Genomic DNA, 15510 nt, shown 5'->3' on the forward strand with positions numbered 1-15510 from the left:
CATATGAAAGCAAAAATAGAAGCATTAAGAAAAGAATTACGAGAGCATAATCACAATTACTATGTGTTGGATAACCCGACCATTTCAGATTATGATTTTGATATGAAGTTGAAAGAATTACAGGAGTTGGAAGCAAAGCATCCGGAATTCTATGATGCCAGTTCACCATCTTTGCGTGTGGGTGGTATGATTACTAAGAATTTTGCAACTGTAGTTCATGAACATAGAATGTATTCTTTAGATAATTCATACTCCAAAGAAGATTTAGAAGATTGGGAAAAACGTATTCAGCGTAATCTAGGTGATGTTCCGGTAGCGTTTACATGTGAGCTAAAATATGACGGTGCATCTATCAGTATAACTTATGAGAATGGGAAACTGGTAAAGGCGGTTACACGTGGAGACGGAATTCAGGGAGATGATGTTACCAATAATATTAAAACTATAAAATCTGTACCACTTCAATTAAAAGGGGATTACCCTGATAAGTTTGATATACGTGGAGAAATAGTATTGCCGTTTGACGGATTCATGAAAATGAACGAAGAACGTATAGCAAATGGCGAAGATCCGTATATGAACCCAAGAAATACGGCATCTGGTAGTTTAAAGTTACAAGACAGTAGTGCAGTTGCACAAAGACCTTTAGATTGTTTGCTGTATAGTATAGTTGGTAGAAACCTGAATATTGATTCGCAATTTCATATGTTAGAGAAAGCCCGTGAATGGGGCTTTAAGGTGCCAACCGTTGCAAAGCTTTGCCAGACCACAGATGAAGTAATGGCATTTGTAGAAGAGTGGGATGTTAAGCGACACGAATTGCCTTATGAAACTGACGGAGTGGTAATCAAAGTAAATAGTCTTCAGAATCAAGAAGAATTAGGTTTTACCTCAAAAGCTCCTAGATGGGCAATGGCATATAAGTTCAAGGCAGAACAAGTTTCTACAACGCTCAATGAAATAACGTATCAAGTAGGGCGCACAGGGGCAATAACTCCTGTGGCGAATTTAGAACCGGTGTTATTGGCAGGTACAACGGTAAAGAGAGCTTCTCTACATAATGCAGACCAGATAGCAAAATTAGATATTAGGGTAGGTGATACTGTATTCGTTGAAAAAGGAGGAGAGATTATTCCTAAAATTATAGCGGTAGATTTAACTAAAAGACCAGCAGATTCAGAACCCACAACGTACATTCATCAGTGTCCCGAATGTGGTACAGAGCTTACTAGAACAGAAGGTGATGCCAAACATTATTGCCCTAATGAATATGGATGTCCGCCACAAATAACTGGGCGTATTCAGCATTTTATTTCTAGAAAGGCAATGGATATAGAAGGATTAGGTGGTGAGACAGTAGAGTTGCTATTTAAAGAAGGTCTAATAGACGATTATGCAGATTTGTATAAACTCACCAAAGAAGATGTGTTACCGCTAGAGCGAATGGCAGAGAAGTCCGCCGAGAATTTGGTTAAAGGAGTATCAGAATCTGTAAAAGTACCTTTTGAGCGTGTTTTATTCGCCTTAGGTATTCGCTTTGTAGGAGAGACGGTAGCTAAGAAATTGGCAAAAGCATATAAGAATATAGACGCATTAAAAGAAGCTACACTTGAGCATTTGACTTCGGTAGATGAAATAGGTGAGCGAATAGCGCAAAGCGTTATAGACTTTTTTGCCAACGAGAAGAATATAGATGCCATAGAAAGATTACGTAGTTATGGAGTGCAATTAGAAATATCTGCAGAAAAATTGCAAAACCAGACCGATACTTTAGCAGGGAAAACTTTTGTAGTTTCAGGAGTATTTGAGATTTTAAGTAGAGATGAACTTAAAAAGAAAATAGAGGATAACGGCGGTAAAGTAGGATCTTCTATATCTTCTAAGACTTCTTTTTTGGTTGCTGGTGATAAAATGGGACCTAGTAAACGTACAAAGGCAGAGAAGCTGGAAATACCTATTATCAGTGAGCAAGATTTTATAAACATGTTAGCATAAACAACTATGGACGTTTTTACAATAATTTCAGTATTAGTATTTCTATCGGCAATTTTTGGCTATATAAATGCCCGCTTTCTAAAACTGCCTAATAGTATTGGCTTAATGCTGATTACAATTCTCTTTACGTTGGCAGTTTTTTTAATAGGTTATATTGATGATACGTTAATCAATGCAGAACGTTATATCATTACCCAAATAGATTTTAAATCTGTACTGCTAGATATTATGTTGAGTTTTCTGTTGTTTGCAGGAGCGTTACATACCAATTTTGAACAATTAAAAGTGCAGCGCTGGCCAATATTGGTGTTTTCTACCTTGGGTGTATTGGTATCGACCTTTTTAGTTGGTACTAGTATGTATTATTTATTGCAGCTAATAGGTATGGAAATTTCATTTATCTATTGCTTATTGTTTGGTTCGTTAATCTCACCTACTGATCCTATTGCCGTATTGGGAATATTAAAAAAGGCAGGAGCACCAAAGGCATTGGAAACCAAAATTGTAGGTGAATCATTGTTTAATGACGGGGTAGGGGTAGTTGTATTCTTGACTATATTTCAACTGGCATCGGCTACTGAGGTAGCTGTAAGTCCGTTAGATATTGTAGAACTTTTCGGAGTTGAGGTTATTGGCGGATTGGCTCTTGGTTTAGCCCTAGGTTGGGGAACATGGAAACTTATGAAATCTATAGATGATTATGATATAGAAGTAATCATCACCTTGGCAACAGTTATGGTAGGTACTTTAATAGCGCAGAAATTCCATTTGTCTGCGCCTTTGGCAATGGTAGCTGCTGGTTTAGTAGTAGGTAATGACACCGTACGTAATTCTGCCATGTCAGAAACTACAGAGACGTATGTAGATAAATTTTGGGAGCTTTTAGATATTCTTTTAAATACATTACTGTTCGTTTTAATAGGAATGGAAATGCTTGTGTTATCCTTTAAAACAGAATATGTAATTGCCGGGTTATTGGCAATACCGTTAGTATTAATTTGTCGTTATTTATCCCTGTTGATTCCCATTAAATTCTTTGAGAAGAAATTAGACTTTGTGCCTAGAACCAATTTGGTAATGACTTGGGGAGGATTACGTGGAGGTATATCCATTGCGTTGGCATTAGGCTTATCTGACGATATGCATAGAGATGCATTTTTAGTGATTACGTACATAGTGGTGGTATTCTCTATTATAGGACAAGGATTAACTGTAGAGAGGCTAATAAAACGTGTAGTAAAATGATACCGAAGAACTATTTAGAATTCGAAAAGAGTTTAGAGTTGTCTCATGTGCCAAAAGAATGGCGTGACGGACTAAAAGCAGCCTGGTATGATGCCAAAGGTAATTGGGAGGCTTCACATGATTTAGCTCAAGACATGCACAATGCTTTAGGTAGTTGGTTGCATGCCTATTTGCACAGAAAAGAAGGTGATCGTTTTAATGCAGGGTATTGGTACGGTTTAGCGAAAAAAGAATATCCCGCAATTAGCTTAGACGAAGAGCTTAAGGTAATTGTGGAATTTATACTTAGAAATTAAGGTGAATTCTAATTTGTTTCATCCAATGCCACTACGTGAGTAAACTCTGCGCTTCCCTTAGAGTCTTTAGCTGTTACTTTTAAAACTGCATCTCCATTAAAGTCTGAATTAAATTTAATGGTAGCTATAGATTTTAAAGTAGAACCAGTTGCACTTTCATCAATATTAATAATTTCTATATTTCCAGATTCAATAGTCCATGTGATAGTTGCTACGCGAGCATTAAACTCCGTAGCGAATGTAATTGTTTCATTAGGTAATGCAAAATCTGCACCATTGAAACAAATTTTAGTGCTAGTAGGAGTAAAATCCCCTAAATCACAAGAGGTAAAACTTTTTGGATTCAAGCTTGCCTCGTTATCATTATCATCACTAGAACATGAAAATTGAAACGCAGTAATAGCGACTAGAAGTAATAGATTAATTGATTTTTTCATTGGTAGAGTTTTAGATAGGTTTTGATTAAAAAATACTAACTCTAAAATAGGAAAAATAGTACATAATTTTATCGGTTTAACTTTTTGTTTTTTTAAAATTCCCATGTAATTGTATTTGTAGTTAAGAGTTTCCATTTTGGATTACCTATTTAGCAAATTGGTAAAGTGCTTCAAACGATTATGTTTGAACTTTGCAGTATGAAAAAAATATCAAACTTTGCAATTTTCACACTACTCTTCGTTAGTAGTTTAACCATAATGGTAGGTACGGTTATAGCACCAGCCTTATCTGGTATTGTAGACTATAAAAATTTAAGTTTTTCGCCCAGTTGGTTAATTACGTTACCATCTTTAGGTGTAGTAGTATTTGCACCTTTTATTGGTAGGTTGTTAACTAAAATGAGTGCACTTAAACTATTAACATTTAGTTTAATTCCTTATGCAGTTTTAGGGGTTATAGGGGCATTTATAGACAACCAATATCTTTTAATCTTAGATAGATTTTTATTAGGCGGAGCTACAGTGGGGGTACAAGTTTCTGTTACCGCATATATTGCAGCGAAATTTGAAGGTGAGGCACGTATGAAAATGATAGCTTGGCAGGCTATGTCCATTGAATTAGGAGGTGTTGTTTTTTTAGCCATTGGAGGTGTTCTGGGTGAGTTGTTCTGGCAGTATCCCTTTTACATTTATCTGTTGGCTTTGGTTTGCTTGCTATTAGTTTTTAAAACATTACCTAAAATCACAAATAAGCTTGATAATGTAGGAACTGTTGCTGAGGTTACTAAGAAAGATAAACAACAAGTACGTGTTATATTTTATGCTTCTCTTTTGGCAATGATGCTGTTTTTTATCGGCTTTGTTACATTACCCTTGTATTTACCGTCAACCTTTAATTTTACCGAGTCCGAAACGGGGTACCTTATGGCTTTTATTTCTTTGGTAGCTATAATTACAGCAAGTCAAATGCCTAGAATGGTGAAACTACTTAGTGCTGGTAAAACAGTTGCGTTGGGTTTTATTTTCTTTATGTTAGGTTATTTGGTATTGGCTACTTCGTTGGCTATTCCATTATTGGTACTTACGGCGATATTTATTGGTATAGGCTTTGGGTTTACCATTCCTTTATTAAACCACATGATGATAGAGGCAAGTAATGTACAAAATCAAGGAAAGAATCTAGGTCTTTATTCTATGGCTGTTTTTGGAGGTCAATTTCTTTCCACATTCATTGAATATATATCTAATAACTACGCAGTTATATATATAGTTACTTCATGTTTAGCCTTATTGATCGGTGTGTTTATCTACTATAAATTTCAAAAAATAAACAAAAACTAGTATTGTTATAATTCTTTTTACTTTTATAGTCAGCTATAAAAGTAGAGGTATTGCGCGACTGGAAGAAAAAAGTTAAAATCGATTTACAATTCGAGTCTAACGACAATTTATTGTCGGATAATTCGATGGGTATTTTTTTAGAACAACATACTAAAAATGACTTAATTGTTCATTTTAAGCCTTTAAATGAGGTTTTTAAAACCGAAGATATACAAGGCGTAAATGGAGTTTTATTAAACTTTGAACGCGATTTAATTGATGAAGATGATGTAGAATATGCTTTAGATGTAATGTCGTTATTCAACAAATTTCCACAGTTTCATATTAAAGAGGTAAAAGAAGTAAATCAAATAATTAAAATTATTGAATTACTGAAAGATGAATACCATAGCGATACAGTGTCGTATATTATGCTTAAAACCTTGTTGAAGGTGTTATTGTTAAATCTAATTAGATTTCAGAATGAAGAGTTACTACCTCAAGACATTCATCAGAAAAGAGTATTTCAGTTTTTAGAATTAATGGAAGTGAATTTTCTTACCGAAACCAATGCCGAATACTATTCAAATAAATTAGGAATTAGTACAAAACGATTAAATCAAGTGCTACAGGATAAATTAAGTTTAACGGCAAAGCAAATTATTCAGCAAAGGCAGATTACAGAAGCCAAACGAAAACTGATAAAAAGTGAAATTACCACAAAGGAACTGGCTTTTGAATTAGGTTTTGAATCCATCAGTAGTTTTTCTAGATTTTTTAAAAAGAATGTAGGGGTAAGTCCAACGCAGTTTAAGGCGTTGAAATAAGATGCTAATTCGTCTATTTCCGTTGCAACTTTAAAATCTCTTCGTAAGGGTCTCCTTTTAGTCCTAATAGTTTAGCAAATGCAGGTTCTGTTTTTAAACCGCTAGCTTTTAGTTTTATAATTTCTTGTTGAAAGCTGTTCCCTTTTTCTTGTAAAATTGCATGTTCAGTAATCATATGCAAGTAGGCGTTTTGTTGCTTGGTGGGAATGTTTTGTGCAAATAGTTCAATCAAAAAATTCTCTGTCCTAAATTCGGCAATAGTAACTTTTTTGTCGTTCTGCTTTCTTGTGTAGAGATGAAAGCCTTGCATTTTAGAAAAGTGATGAGTTACAACAGACTTGAATTCGTTATGGTCTTTACATTTACAAATAATATCAATATCACTTTCAGGTAAATCTATTTCAATGGGTATTGTACCTGTTACAATTGGATGGTACGGTTTAAGGATTTCTAGAATTTTATGCTGTATAATATCGGTATAAGCCTTTTGTTGTCGCTCATTTCCAAGTTTTAAATAATCAATATTATCAAAATTGATTTTCAAGTACATTTATTTGTTAATGATATATAATCACGATTTATATATACACATGTAATGCAACTATAAATCGTGATCTATAAATTTATTATTTAAATCATTTTAAAATCTAGCAATAGCTCTCCTTCAATAGAAGCTTGTAAATGATCGCCTTTAAATGTTTCACCGGCACCTATGGCAGGGGTTCCTGTAAATATCATATCGCCTGGGTTCAATGTCATAAATGTAGAAACAAAACTGATGATTTCGGCAAAATTATAAATGATATAACCAGTATTACCAACCTGTTTTTTTTCTCCGTTGATTACCAAATCAAAATTGATATTATCTAATTCGGGAAAATCGCTTACCGGTTTAAAACCAGCTATAGGTGATGCACCGTCAAAGCCTTTGGCCAGTGCCCATGGTCCTTTTTTATCTCTACTTGCCGTAAGTACATCTTTTGCAGTGTAATCAATACCAATACCTATTTCAGATATGAATGAATTTGCATCTTCCAGTGCAACATTTTTAGCGGTCTTTCCAATTTTAACAACTAATTCTACCTCATATATTAATTGGTTGGTAATAGCAGGAAACACTACATCTTTACTGTCAGTGACTAGCGAAGAATCTGGTTTTGTAAAAATGAGTTGCACATCATTCTTTAATCCGTCAATTTCAGATTTGTCAACTACGTAATTCTTGCCTATACCTATAATTTTCATGTTTGTTTTGTTAAAATGTTAGATGGTAAAATTAATCATTATACCAAGCATAGCGGTCTATTTTAATTGAAATCATACAAATGCTACTATTTGTTTCAAGACTTAAAATAGTAGTTTACTTATGGTATGAAGTTTAATTCTTTCAAAGCAGCAAGCGTAACTTCTTTCCTGGTATTTATAAAATCTTTTAGGTTTACTTTACTTGTTTTAGGTTCTAAATTAGTAGCAAAGAAATACACTTGGTCTTTAGCTTCTATAAAGCCAACAAACCAGCCGTTGTAATGGTTATTGTTGTTAGATAATCCTGTTTTACCGCTGAGGTTGTAGTTGGTTGTTTTTGTAACTAACATAACATCTTGCATAATACTTTTTGTTCTCGCTGATATTGGTAGTAGGTCATCGTAGTAGCGTTTTAGAAAATCTATTTGCTGTATTTGGCTTATTCTAGAATCACCTTCTAGCCAAAAATTGGTAATATTTGTTGTATCAATTTTTAAATTTCCGTAGTGTAATTTTTTAACGTACTCAGTCATACGTTTTGTTCCAATAGTTGCGGCCACTTCTTGGTAACATGGTACGCATGAATATTGAAAAGCATCACGTAATACTAAATCTTGTTCCCAAAGAGATGACCATTTATCTTCACCGTCCCATTTAAAGATTGTGCTGTCACTTTTAATAACACCGGTTTCTAACCCTATGATAGTATTGGCTATTTTAAATGTAGAAGCCGGTAAATTACCTTGTGTAGCCCAGTCAAAGTCATTGGAATAGTAAGTATCTTGACTGGGGTCGTAAATTAAGATAGAACCAATAACGTTAGAACTATCTATGATAGTTTGAAATTCGGACTTATTGGTATGATTGCTTTTCTTTTCTAATTTAGCTGTGACGGCTGATTTTTTTTCGTTTTTGCAGGAAGTAATACATATGACCAAAAAAATCAGGAAGTGTAATTTCATTTAATAAGTGAATTTTACAAAATTTCAGGTATAAATATAAGCAAAGTGCTTATGTATCAGTTAAATCAATTTGCTATGCAATTAGATAAGAGTAAGTAAATTTTAAGTCTAAGGTAGTTTACTTCATTTCCTCAATTGGGGTATTCGCTTTTGAGTCTGATATTAAAATAGCATAATCAATAAACTCCGTTGTAGATTTTCCTCTTACCGCATCTTCGTTAGATGTGTCATCTTGCATAACAACCTCAATTAAATCGGGTGTTTTGTCGTTATATGGGCTGTTTGTAGAATTTAATTTAAACATGGTCATGTCAGATATTTTAGTATTTTTTAAGTGGTCAATACCTAAAAAATATTCCTTTTCATAATCGCCAATACCAAATCCGCCTTCTGTGGTGTAAGATTTATAGTTTCCTTCGTCATCATACACATGGTCCCAGAGTACTCGGCTTTCTGTTAAATAGCCAATAATAGATATAATTCTCTCTTTCTTGTACACTTTGTTTTCAATAAGTTGCGTAAAAAATGACGGATTATTGCCTTCTCGTTCCTTCTCTAAATGAAAGAATCCGAATCTTGCAAATTGTGTGTTGTTCTTAAAATTATAGAGCGAATCTAAGTGAACATAATTATTATAAATCACTTCCTCTCTGTTTGTCTTAGGATTGAATGAATACTTTAAATCTTGAATAATATGTTCAAAAACATAGCTGTTCTTCATAGAATTTAAAAATACTGAAGAATTTGTCTCATAGTATGTTACAAAAGCCTTCATGATCCCTTTAGAGTAACTATTGTAATAAGGCGAATAATCTGTAGTATCTAAAGCGACCATCTGTTCTAATTTTTTTACAGCAGGGTGTTTTATATGGTCGGTATTTAGTAGTTCTAAAATATGTTTAGCAGTGTATTTATAGGTTACCAATTGATCAATACCTATAACGGTCAATTTATCTTCTTTAGGTAGTTGATCGTTTAAGATTTTAAGGTTTTTCCATTTTTGATAGGTTTCTACACTGCGTTCCTGTGGCACTCGCATGCCATAGTTGCTTACCAAGTCTTTTAATAATAATGTATCACCGGTTTGTAAGTAGGTATTGAAGAAGTGACCAAGGCTAAAATCGGTCTCAGGTAAATAGTATTCAATGATGCCTTCTTTAGTTAAAGAAGTAAGAAGGGAATGCTCAACTGTTTCTGTTTTAGCACTACCGTGATATGCACCAAAACCAATGATATTAAAATCTTGTTGCGGAAATTTGAATTCCCTATTGGTAATATCAATGCGGTTATTTTTGAGATATTCCGCTTTTGATTGCGCGTAGTTGTAAATAGATACTAATGTAAATATTGCTGTAAAAATTCTTTTCATGGTTTGGTTTTCATAAGAGATAACCAATTTTCAGAATTGTTACAGCAACTCATTCAGAAATTATTTACAAAATGATATAAAGAAAGAATTAGTAAAGGCTACCGATAATTTGAGTTTTCTTTTCAAAAATCATCTCTTTACCATTTTTCAATTCATTGTGCTTTTCTAAAGTGTTCAACTTAGTGTTGTTCTTGATAGAATATTTTTCCTGTGAACTGTCAACTTGCATAAATTTTAATTTAGATGAATATCTAAGGTAGAAATTAATTAGCTGAAAATCATTTAATTACAACTTAATAGTGCCGTAACGGCTAAGAAATGTGAATATGGTATTTATAGGCGGGTATAATTACGAGATTAATTTTAAGAGGTACTTTTTTTGAGGATTTGAGATATGAAGATTAGTTAGAATTTATTTTTAACAAGCTTGATGATGAAATTGGGCATTATTAGACCAATAGAAATTAATAGAGTAGAGTATAATTCAAAAGGTTCACCAAGTAAATATTCAGGTATTAAAGAATTAAAATGTTTAGCGGAATATGTCATAATAAAAAGCCCCGTTCCAACTGATAATAAAACAAATAGAAGCACGGTTGAAATATCAATATATAATTCTTTTAACTTAAATTCTGTTCGGGTTGTATTGTATAACATTCCGAAGAAAGGTATAGCCGCTATGGCGATATAATCAAGTGTATTTGTTGAAATCTCAAAAAAATAATCGGTGAATTTTACTAGATTTTCAGTTAATAGAAGTTGAATACGCAAAATATGCGTAGTGGTGTTTTAATGAATGTAGTGTAGCCTTAAGCATTTAAAACGATTTGATAGTTCTGATTAATTTTTGTGAAATAGAAGTATTAAAATCTAAATTGTATACCGGAAAATTTCATAGAACCTTCTTAAAACAAACACTATTCTTCATATGCTCATAAGGGGCGTAGTTATCGATAACGATGTAATTATTCTTTTTGTAGAGTGCAATGGCCTCAGGCTGGCGTAGTCCAGTTTCAAGAACGGCGTGTGAGTAGTTTAATTCTTTTGCCCATTCTTCTAATACTATTAGTGCTTTAGAGGCAATACCCTTACCACGAAAATCGGGTTGTACGTACATTCGTTTTATTTCTACGGAGTCTTTGCTAAACTCCTTAAAAGCACCACAGGCAACAAGGGTTTCATCCGAATAAAAGACAACACAGTTTTTCAAAGCATCAATACCATTGAATTGTGCATAAAAAGCATTTTCATCTCCATCCCTTAATGCTAAATCGGCATCAAGTAAAGCTACTAATTCTTTGAAGTTTTGGTTATCGCTAGAGCAACGTTTATAGTAAAGCATAAGAGGTCTCTTTTTTAGACTTGAATTGTGTAACCGTTTGCGTTAACAGTGCTGTTGTCAAAATAAAAATCAATTCTACCAAGGTTTACTCCAAAACATCCTACTTGATTTACCAATACATCACGGTCAGCAGCATTAGTAACAATGGTGGGTTTGTCCAAAAATGTGTGGGTATGACCACCAATAATTAAATCGGTGTATTTAGTCCTTTTAGCAAGTTTTAAATCATCTGGCTTTTGAGAGCTATATTCATACCCTAAGTGAGAAAGGCAAATGACCAAATCGCATTTTTCTTCTTCTTTAAGTTTGGTTTCCATATCGGTAGCCAGTTCATAAGGGTCAAGAAATACGGTCTCTTTATAGAGCTGTTTTGTTACCAGTCCGTCTAACTTAATTCCTAATCCGTATACACCAACTTTAATTCCGTCTTTCTCATAAATTTTATAAGGCTGTGTTAATCCGTCTAAAACTGTATTGGAAAAATCGTAATTAGCACTAATGAAATTAAATTTAGCGTAAGGCATTTGAGCTAATAACCCATCAATACCATTATCAAAATCATGATTACCAATAGTAGTGGCATCATAATTAAGCATGCTCATTAATTTAAATTCTAGCTCGCCACCGTAAAAGTTAAAGTATGGAGTACCTTGAAAGATATCACCGGCATCAAACAAAAAAGTATGTGGATTTTCTTTTCTAATACTATCAACCAAACCCGCTCTGCGCGCCAAACCACCCAATCCGGGAAAATCTGCATGATCGTTAGGGAAAGCATCTACATGACTATGAACATCATTGGTGTGTAAAATAATAATATGTTTCTTTTTAGATGCATTACAAGAACTTAGTCCTAACCCACCAAGGGTTAGAAGACTAGAAGATGCTGCAGTATTTCGAATAAATTTTCTTCTTTCCATATTACTGTAATTGATAATATCTTAAATCTACTTTTGGGGCAAGGGTGTCCACTTTAGAAAAGAAATCTATCATGGCATTACGTATTTTATAATCGGTCTCAGTTTTAGATAGAGCATCTTTAAAAAAGTTCATGTTATCGCCACCGGTAACCAAGTAATCAGATGTGGCTACATAATAAGATTTGTCCTTATCTAAAGGTTTTCCGTCAATTGTAAAAGATTTAACCGAATTGTCTTTGTTTAAAATAAGTTGCATACCGGCCACGGGGTGGGCTCTTTTGGACTTTATAAGATAATCTACCATTTTTAATAATGATGATCCTTTTAGTTCTACGACAACGACCGAGTTTTCAAAAGGCATAACCTCATAAGCAGTTCTGGAAGTTACATTTCCTTTCGAGATAATTGATCTTATACCACCATGGTTTAAAAGCACCATGTCAATGGTATTGCCCGTGCGTTTATTAAAAATAGGATTCGTCTCATGCAATACAATATCTGCCATTAAATTACCAGCTGTAGTATTGAATTTACCATCGTTTTTTGAAATAACATAGGGAGCATATGCCAAAGTACTATCTAAAATACTTTCAACACGTTCATGATACGGCTGAATAAATTTTTGAATACTGTCAACTGAAGTATAATTGGTGTCAATTGCTATCTGCTTGCCAGTCAGTTCAGTGAGGTGTTCAGGAGTGTTTTTACAGGATACTAAATTCAGTAATGTTATAAATATAACATAATGTTTTATATTTAAAATACCAAAGTGTTTTAACTTCGCCATATAGTTGCAGGGATATTATTTACATTTGTCTAAATGTAAAAATACATGTTTTTAAAAGGAATTAAGGACAAGTTTAAACGGAAATCAGGCCGTAAAATATTAAAACAGCTGTTGGCAACACCAGCTGCTGTAACTCGTGAGGCTAAAGGAATACGTTCTGTAGGTTGTATTGTGGATTTAGATAAATTTGAGAAATCTGAAGTTTTTTTTCAGTTTCAAGAAGAGTTGTCTTTGAACCCAAATGCAGTTAAAATAATTGGATATAAGCGTTTTTATGATAAAAACTCGCCATATGCCACTCCGGTTTTTTCAGATAAGGACTTAGGGTGGAACGGTGAAATTGAAAACAGTTATGCCCTTGAATTTTTAGGAAGAGAATATGATCTTTTGGTGAATTATTATAATGAGGATAGTCTGTTGTTGAATTTAATGTCGGTGAAGGCGAAGGCTCGTTTAAAAGTAGGCTTCAAGGAAGTTGGGCCTACTTACAATGATTTAATGTTAGATACGCCGTTAAAGGACTTTCAAATATTTAAAAAAGAATTGAAAAAGTACTTGGGCATTTTTAAAGAGATTTAATTATGAAAGATTTAAGGGGAGCAGGGGTAGCGTTAATTACGCCTTTTAAAGTAGATGGATCGGTAGATGTAGAGGCTCTTAGAAAAATTGTAGCTTTTAATATAGAGGGCAATATAGATTACTTGGTAGTGTTAGGTACTACCGCAGAATCTGTTACCCTTTCAAAAGTAGAAAAGCAATTGGTTATGCGTACCGTTGAAGAAGCGAACCAAGGTGCTTTACCATTGGTTATAGGTATTGGTGGTAACAACACTATGGCGTTGGTAGAAGAGTTGCAAACTTCAGATTTATCTGCGTATGATGCCATTTTATCTGTTTCTCCATATTACAATAGACCAACTCAAGAAGGTATTTATCAGCATTTTGCAGCCCTCTCTCAAGCATCACCATTACCAATAATTTTATACAATGTACCAAGTCGTACGGGTAGTAACATGTTACCTGAAACCGTAGTTCGCCTAGCAAAGAAATTTGATAATATCGTAGCGGTAAAAGAGGCTTGTGGTAATATGACCCAAGTGCAAGAACTAATTTCTAAAAGACCAGAAGGCTTTTTAGTACTTTCTGGAGATGACATTACCGCGTTACCAACAATAGTTGCTGGCGGTGATGGCGTTATTTCTGTAATTGGTCAAGGTTTGCCAGAAGAATTTTCTAAAATGATTCACGAAGGTTTAAATGGTAATACAGAAGTAGCCTACAGCTATCATTATAAAATGCAAGATGGTATGAAGTTGATTTTCGAAGAAGGCAACCCGGCAGGGATTAAAGTTGTATTCGAATATTTAGGCTTAGCCAACCCTTTGGTTAGACTGCCATTAATTACTGCAAGTGAAGCTTTAAAGCATAGAATTGTTTCTTTTATGGAATCTATGATACGCATACCAGCATAAATATTCGTTAAATCTTTACTTAGTAGGACATTCTTGTAGTGTAAAGCCTGTATTTTTATTGGTTTAAAATGTTTTTTAAATCCATTGATAATCACTAATTTTGCAAAATATTTTTTAAGATGAGGAGAGTTTTCCCAGTACTATTGATTGCCATTGCTTTACAATCTTGTAGCGAGTACCAAAAGGTGCTTAAGAATGATGATGTAAAAGCGAAATACGACATGGCCGAAACTTTCTATGAAGAAGGTGATTACAGAAGAGCAAATAGATTACTTGAGCAAATAGCACCTAAATATGTAGGTAAGCCTCAAGGAGAAAGAGTTATGTTCTTCTTATCCAATAGCTACTTTATGCGTGGAGATTACAATATGGCGGGCTATCAGTTTGAGCGTTTTGTAAAATCTTATCCAAAAAGTGATAAGGTGGTTGAAGCAACATTTTTAGGGGCAAAAAGTTTCTATGAATTGTCTCCTGAATATTCTTTAGATCAGACCGATACTGATAAGGCCTTATTGAAAATACAGAATTTCATAAATACGTATTCAGAATCTGAATATTATGCAGAAGCAAATGCCATGGCGCAAGAGCTTACAACAAAAAAAGAAGAAAAAGCGTTTGAGATATTAAAGCAGTACAACAAATTAGGAGAGTTTAATTATGATATGCTTAAATCTGCTGTAGCGGCTAGTGATAACTTTGTGTCAGATAATCCTGGTTCTCCGTTTAGGGAAGAGGCAATGTTTGTAAAGGTTGAAGCGTTGACTCATATGGCTGTAAACAGTTTTGAGCAGTTAAAGGAAGAACGTTTAATGAAGGCTAAGGCTGCACATGCGGCATTGAAAAAGCAGTTTCCAGAATCTAAATTTGATAAAGAAGCTACAAATTTAATTGAAAAAATTGATAAAGAATTACAACGTATGCAACCGCAGACCGTTGAATCAAAATAAATAATTTAATTATGAATATGAACGATTTAAAAAACTCAAAGGCATCGGTATCTACGGTAACTATTAACCGTAATGAGTTTGATGAACCTACTGAAAATATCTACGAGGCTATTTCAATAGCTGCAAAGCGTGCTGTTCAGATCAATTCTGAAATTAAGAAAGAGCTTTTAGAGAAATTAGAGGAGTTTGCTACATATAGTGACAGTTTGGAAGAGGTTTTTGAAAACAAAGAACAAATTGAGGTTTCTAAGTTTTACGAAAAATTACCTAAGCCACATGCTATGGCAGTAGAAGAGTGGTTGATGGATAAAATCTACCATAGAAATACAGAAAAAGACGCTTAAGA

At 33.8% G+C, this 15510-nt stretch carries 19 protein-coding genes; 10 read left to right on the forward strand and 9 right to left on the reverse strand.

All coding sequences use genetic code 11. The features are described 5' to 3' along the window. The first annotated feature begins 3 nt into the window (after positions 1-3). From ligA to PXD56_RS07330, 3 genes are read left to right on the forward strand one after another with little or no spacing between them, the layout of a single operon-like run. Positions 4-1995: an NAD-dependent DNA ligase LigA gene (gene ligA / locus PXD56_RS07320; RefSeq protein WP_276492685.1), complete on the forward strand. Its 1992-nt coding sequence runs from the start codon at positions 4-6 to the stop codon at positions 1993-1995. A gap of 6 nt (positions 1996-2001) precedes the next feature. Then, positions 2002-3240 (forward strand): cation:proton antiporter, encoded by a 1239-nt coding sequence (locus tag PXD56_RS07325; protein ID WP_276492686.1) that lies wholly within the window; start codon positions 2002-2004, stop codon positions 3238-3240. Beyond that, the gene (locus PXD56_RS07330) at positions 3237-3536 is read left to right on the forward strand and encodes a hypothetical protein (protein WP_276492687.1); all 300 of its coding nucleotides are present in this window, start codon (positions 3237-3239) and stop codon (positions 3534-3536) included. Before PXD56_RS07325 ends, PXD56_RS07330 begins: the two co-directional genes overlap by 4 nt. Before the next feature lie 8 nt (positions 3537-3544). On the opposite strand, the gene PXD56_RS07335 is transcribed toward PXD56_RS07330, so the two are convergent. Continuing rightward, entirely contained in the window at positions 3545-3973 is a 429-nt protein-coding gene (locus tag PXD56_RS07335; RefSeq protein ID WP_276492688.1) for a hypothetical protein, read from the reverse strand. A gap of 198 nt (positions 3974-4171) precedes the next feature. On the opposite strand from PXD56_RS07335, the gene PXD56_RS07340 reads away from it, so the two are divergent. Continuing rightward, entirely contained in the window at positions 4172-5314 is a 1143-nt protein-coding gene (locus PXD56_RS07340) for an MFS transporter (protein WP_276492689.1), read from the forward strand. Between the two features lie 50 nt (positions 5315-5364). Then, positions 5365-6120 (forward strand): helix-turn-helix domain-containing protein, encoded by a 756-nt coding sequence (locus PXD56_RS07345; protein WP_276492690.1) that lies wholly within the window; start codon positions 5365-5367, stop codon positions 6118-6120. 13 nt (positions 6121-6133) lie between these two features. On the opposite strand, the gene PXD56_RS07350 is transcribed toward PXD56_RS07345, so the two are convergent. The 5 genes from PXD56_RS07350 to PXD56_RS07370 form a co-directional block, all read right to left on the reverse strand. After that, on the reverse strand, positions 6134-6670 hold the full coding sequence (locus PXD56_RS07350; RefSeq protein ID WP_276492691.1) for a DUF4269 domain-containing protein: 537 nt from the start codon (positions 6668-6670) through the stop codon (positions 6134-6136). An 80-nt stretch (positions 6671-6750) separates the two neighbouring features. Next, complete coding sequence (locus PXD56_RS07355; protein WP_276492692.1) at positions 6751-7365, reverse strand: fumarylacetoacetate hydrolase family protein; 615 nt, start codon at positions 7363-7365, stop codon at positions 6751-6753. A 119-nt stretch (positions 7366-7484) separates the two neighbouring features. Then, a complete protein-coding gene (gene blaOXA, locus PXD56_RS07360) occupies positions 7485-8327 on the reverse strand; it encodes a class D beta-lactamase (protein WP_276492693.1) in 843 nt (280 codons plus the stop codon). A 118-nt stretch (positions 8328-8445) separates the two neighbouring features. After that, positions 8446-9696: a hypothetical protein gene (locus PXD56_RS07365; RefSeq protein ID WP_276492694.1), complete on the reverse strand. Its 1251-nt coding sequence runs from the start codon at positions 9694-9696 to the stop codon at positions 8446-8448. A gap of 88 nt (positions 9697-9784) precedes the next feature. After that, positions 9785-9925: a hypothetical protein gene (locus PXD56_RS07370; RefSeq protein WP_276492695.1), complete on the reverse strand. Its 141-nt coding sequence runs from the start codon at positions 9923-9925 to the stop codon at positions 9785-9787. A 201-nt stretch (positions 9926-10126) separates the two neighbouring features. On the opposite strand from PXD56_RS07370, the gene PXD56_RS07375 reads away from it, so the two are divergent. Next, complete coding sequence (locus PXD56_RS07375; protein WP_276492696.1) at positions 10127-10387, forward strand: hypothetical protein; 261 nt, start codon at positions 10127-10129, stop codon at positions 10385-10387. Between the two features lie 201 nt (positions 10388-10588). Here PXD56_RS07375 and PXD56_RS07380 read toward each other — a convergent pair whose 3' ends face one another. The 3 genes from PXD56_RS07380 to PXD56_RS07390 are packed head-to-tail and all read right to left on the reverse strand — an operon-like array spanning position 10589 to position 12745. Further along, the gene (locus PXD56_RS07380) at positions 10589-11038 is read right to left on the reverse strand and encodes a GNAT family N-acetyltransferase (RefSeq protein ID WP_276492697.1); all 450 of its coding nucleotides are present in this window, start codon (positions 11036-11038) and stop codon (positions 10589-10591) included. Between the two features lie 14 nt (positions 11039-11052). After that, positions 11053-11958 carry a bifunctional metallophosphatase/5'-nucleotidase gene (locus PXD56_RS07385; RefSeq protein WP_276492698.1) on the reverse strand — a complete coding sequence of 302 codons (906 nt, stop codon included), beginning with the start codon at positions 11956-11958 and terminating at the stop codon, positions 11053-11055. Between the two features lies 1 nt (position 11959). After that, entirely contained in the window at positions 11960-12745 is a 786-nt protein-coding gene (locus tag PXD56_RS07390) for a 5'-nucleotidase C-terminal domain-containing protein (protein WP_276492699.1), read from the reverse strand. Between the two features lie 45 nt (positions 12746-12790). Here PXD56_RS07390 and PXD56_RS07395 point away from each other — a divergent pair, with 45 nt between their 5' ends. The 4 genes from PXD56_RS07395 to PXD56_RS07410 all read left to right on the forward strand — a co-directional run bounded on the left by PXD56_RS07395 (position 12791) and on the right by PXD56_RS07410 (position 15508). Beyond that, a complete protein-coding gene (locus PXD56_RS07395; protein ID WP_276492700.1) occupies positions 12791-13324 on the forward strand; it encodes a DUF6913 domain-containing protein in 534 nt (177 codons plus the stop codon). Positions 13325-13326: 2 nt separating this feature from the next. Continuing rightward, positions 13327-14217, forward strand: coding sequence for a 4-hydroxy-tetrahydrodipicolinate synthase (gene dapA, locus PXD56_RS07400; RefSeq protein ID WP_276492701.1), 891 nt, complete (start codon positions 13327-13329; stop codon positions 14215-14217). A gap of 119 nt (positions 14218-14336) precedes the next feature. Continuing rightward, entirely contained in the window at positions 14337-15164 is an 828-nt protein-coding gene (locus tag PXD56_RS07405; protein WP_276492702.1) for an outer membrane protein assembly factor BamD, read from the forward strand. Between the two features lie 17 nt (positions 15165-15181). Further along, entirely contained in the window at positions 15182-15508 is a 327-nt protein-coding gene (locus PXD56_RS07410; protein WP_036158283.1) for a DNA-directed RNA polymerase subunit omega, read from the forward strand. Positions 15509-15510: the final 2 nt, after the last annotated feature.

The sequence above is a fragment of the Maribacter zhoushanensis genome (genome assembly GCF_029350975.1).
GTDB lineage: Bacteria > Bacteroidota > Bacteroidia > Flavobacteriales > Flavobacteriaceae > Maribacter > Maribacter zhoushanensis.

Coding starts and splice junctions, on each gene's coding strand:
- ligA (WP_276492685.1), top strand. CDS start 4: ATGAAAGCAAAAATAGAAGCATTAAGAAAAGAATTACGAGAGCATAAT.
- PXD56_RS07325 (WP_276492686.1), top strand. CDS start 2,002: ATGGACGTTTTTACAATAATTTCAGTATTAGTATTTCTATCGGCAATT.
- PXD56_RS07330 (WP_276492687.1), top strand. CDS start 3,237: ATGATACCGAAGAACTATTTAGAATTCGAAAAGAGTTTAGAGTTGTCT.
- PXD56_RS07335 (WP_276492688.1), bottom strand. CDS start 3,973: ATGAAAAAATCAATTAATCTATTACTTCTAGTCGCTATTACTGCGTTT.
- PXD56_RS07340 (WP_276492689.1), top strand. CDS start 4,172: ATGAAAAAAATATCAAACTTTGCAATTTTCACACTACTCTTCGTTAGT.
- PXD56_RS07350 (WP_276492691.1), bottom strand. CDS start 6,670: ATGTACTTGAAAATCAATTTTGATAATATTGATTATTTAAAACTTGGA.
- PXD56_RS07355 (WP_276492692.1), bottom strand. CDS start 7,365: ATGAAAATTATAGGTATAGGCAAGAATTACGTAGTTGACAAATCTGAA.
- blaOXA (WP_276492693.1), bottom strand. CDS start 8,327: ATGAAATTACACTTCCTGATTTTTTTGGTCATATGTATTACTTCCTGC.
- PXD56_RS07365 (WP_276492694.1), bottom strand. CDS start 9,696: ATGAAAAGAATTTTTACAGCAATATTTACATTAGTATCTATTTACAAC.
- PXD56_RS07370 (WP_276492695.1), bottom strand. CDS start 9,925: ATGCAAGTTGACAGTTCACAGGAAAAATATTCTATCAAGAACAACACT.
- PXD56_RS07375 (WP_276492696.1), top strand. CDS start 10,127: ATGATGAAATTGGGCATTATTAGACCAATAGAAATTAATAGAGTAGAG.
- PXD56_RS07380 (WP_276492697.1), bottom strand. CDS start 11,038: ATGCTTTACTATAAACGTTGCTCTAGCGATAACCAAAACTTCAAAGAA.
- PXD56_RS07385 (WP_276492698.1), bottom strand. CDS start 11,958: ATGGAAAGAAGAAAATTTATTCGAAATACTGCAGCATCTTCTAGTCTT.
- PXD56_RS07390 (WP_276492699.1), bottom strand. CDS start 12,745: ATGGCGAAGTTAAAACACTTTGGTATTTTAAATATAAAACATTATGTT.
- PXD56_RS07395 (WP_276492700.1), top strand. CDS start 12,791: ATGTTTTTAAAAGGAATTAAGGACAAGTTTAAACGGAAATCAGGCCGT.
- dapA (WP_276492701.1), top strand. CDS start 13,327: ATGAAAGATTTAAGGGGAGCAGGGGTAGCGTTAATTACGCCTTTTAAA.
- PXD56_RS07405 (WP_276492702.1), top strand. CDS start 14,337: ATGAGGAGAGTTTTCCCAGTACTATTGATTGCCATTGCTTTACAATCT.
- PXD56_RS07410 (WP_036158283.1), top strand. CDS start 15,182: ATGAACGATTTAAAAAACTCAAAGGCATCGGTATCTACGGTAACTATT.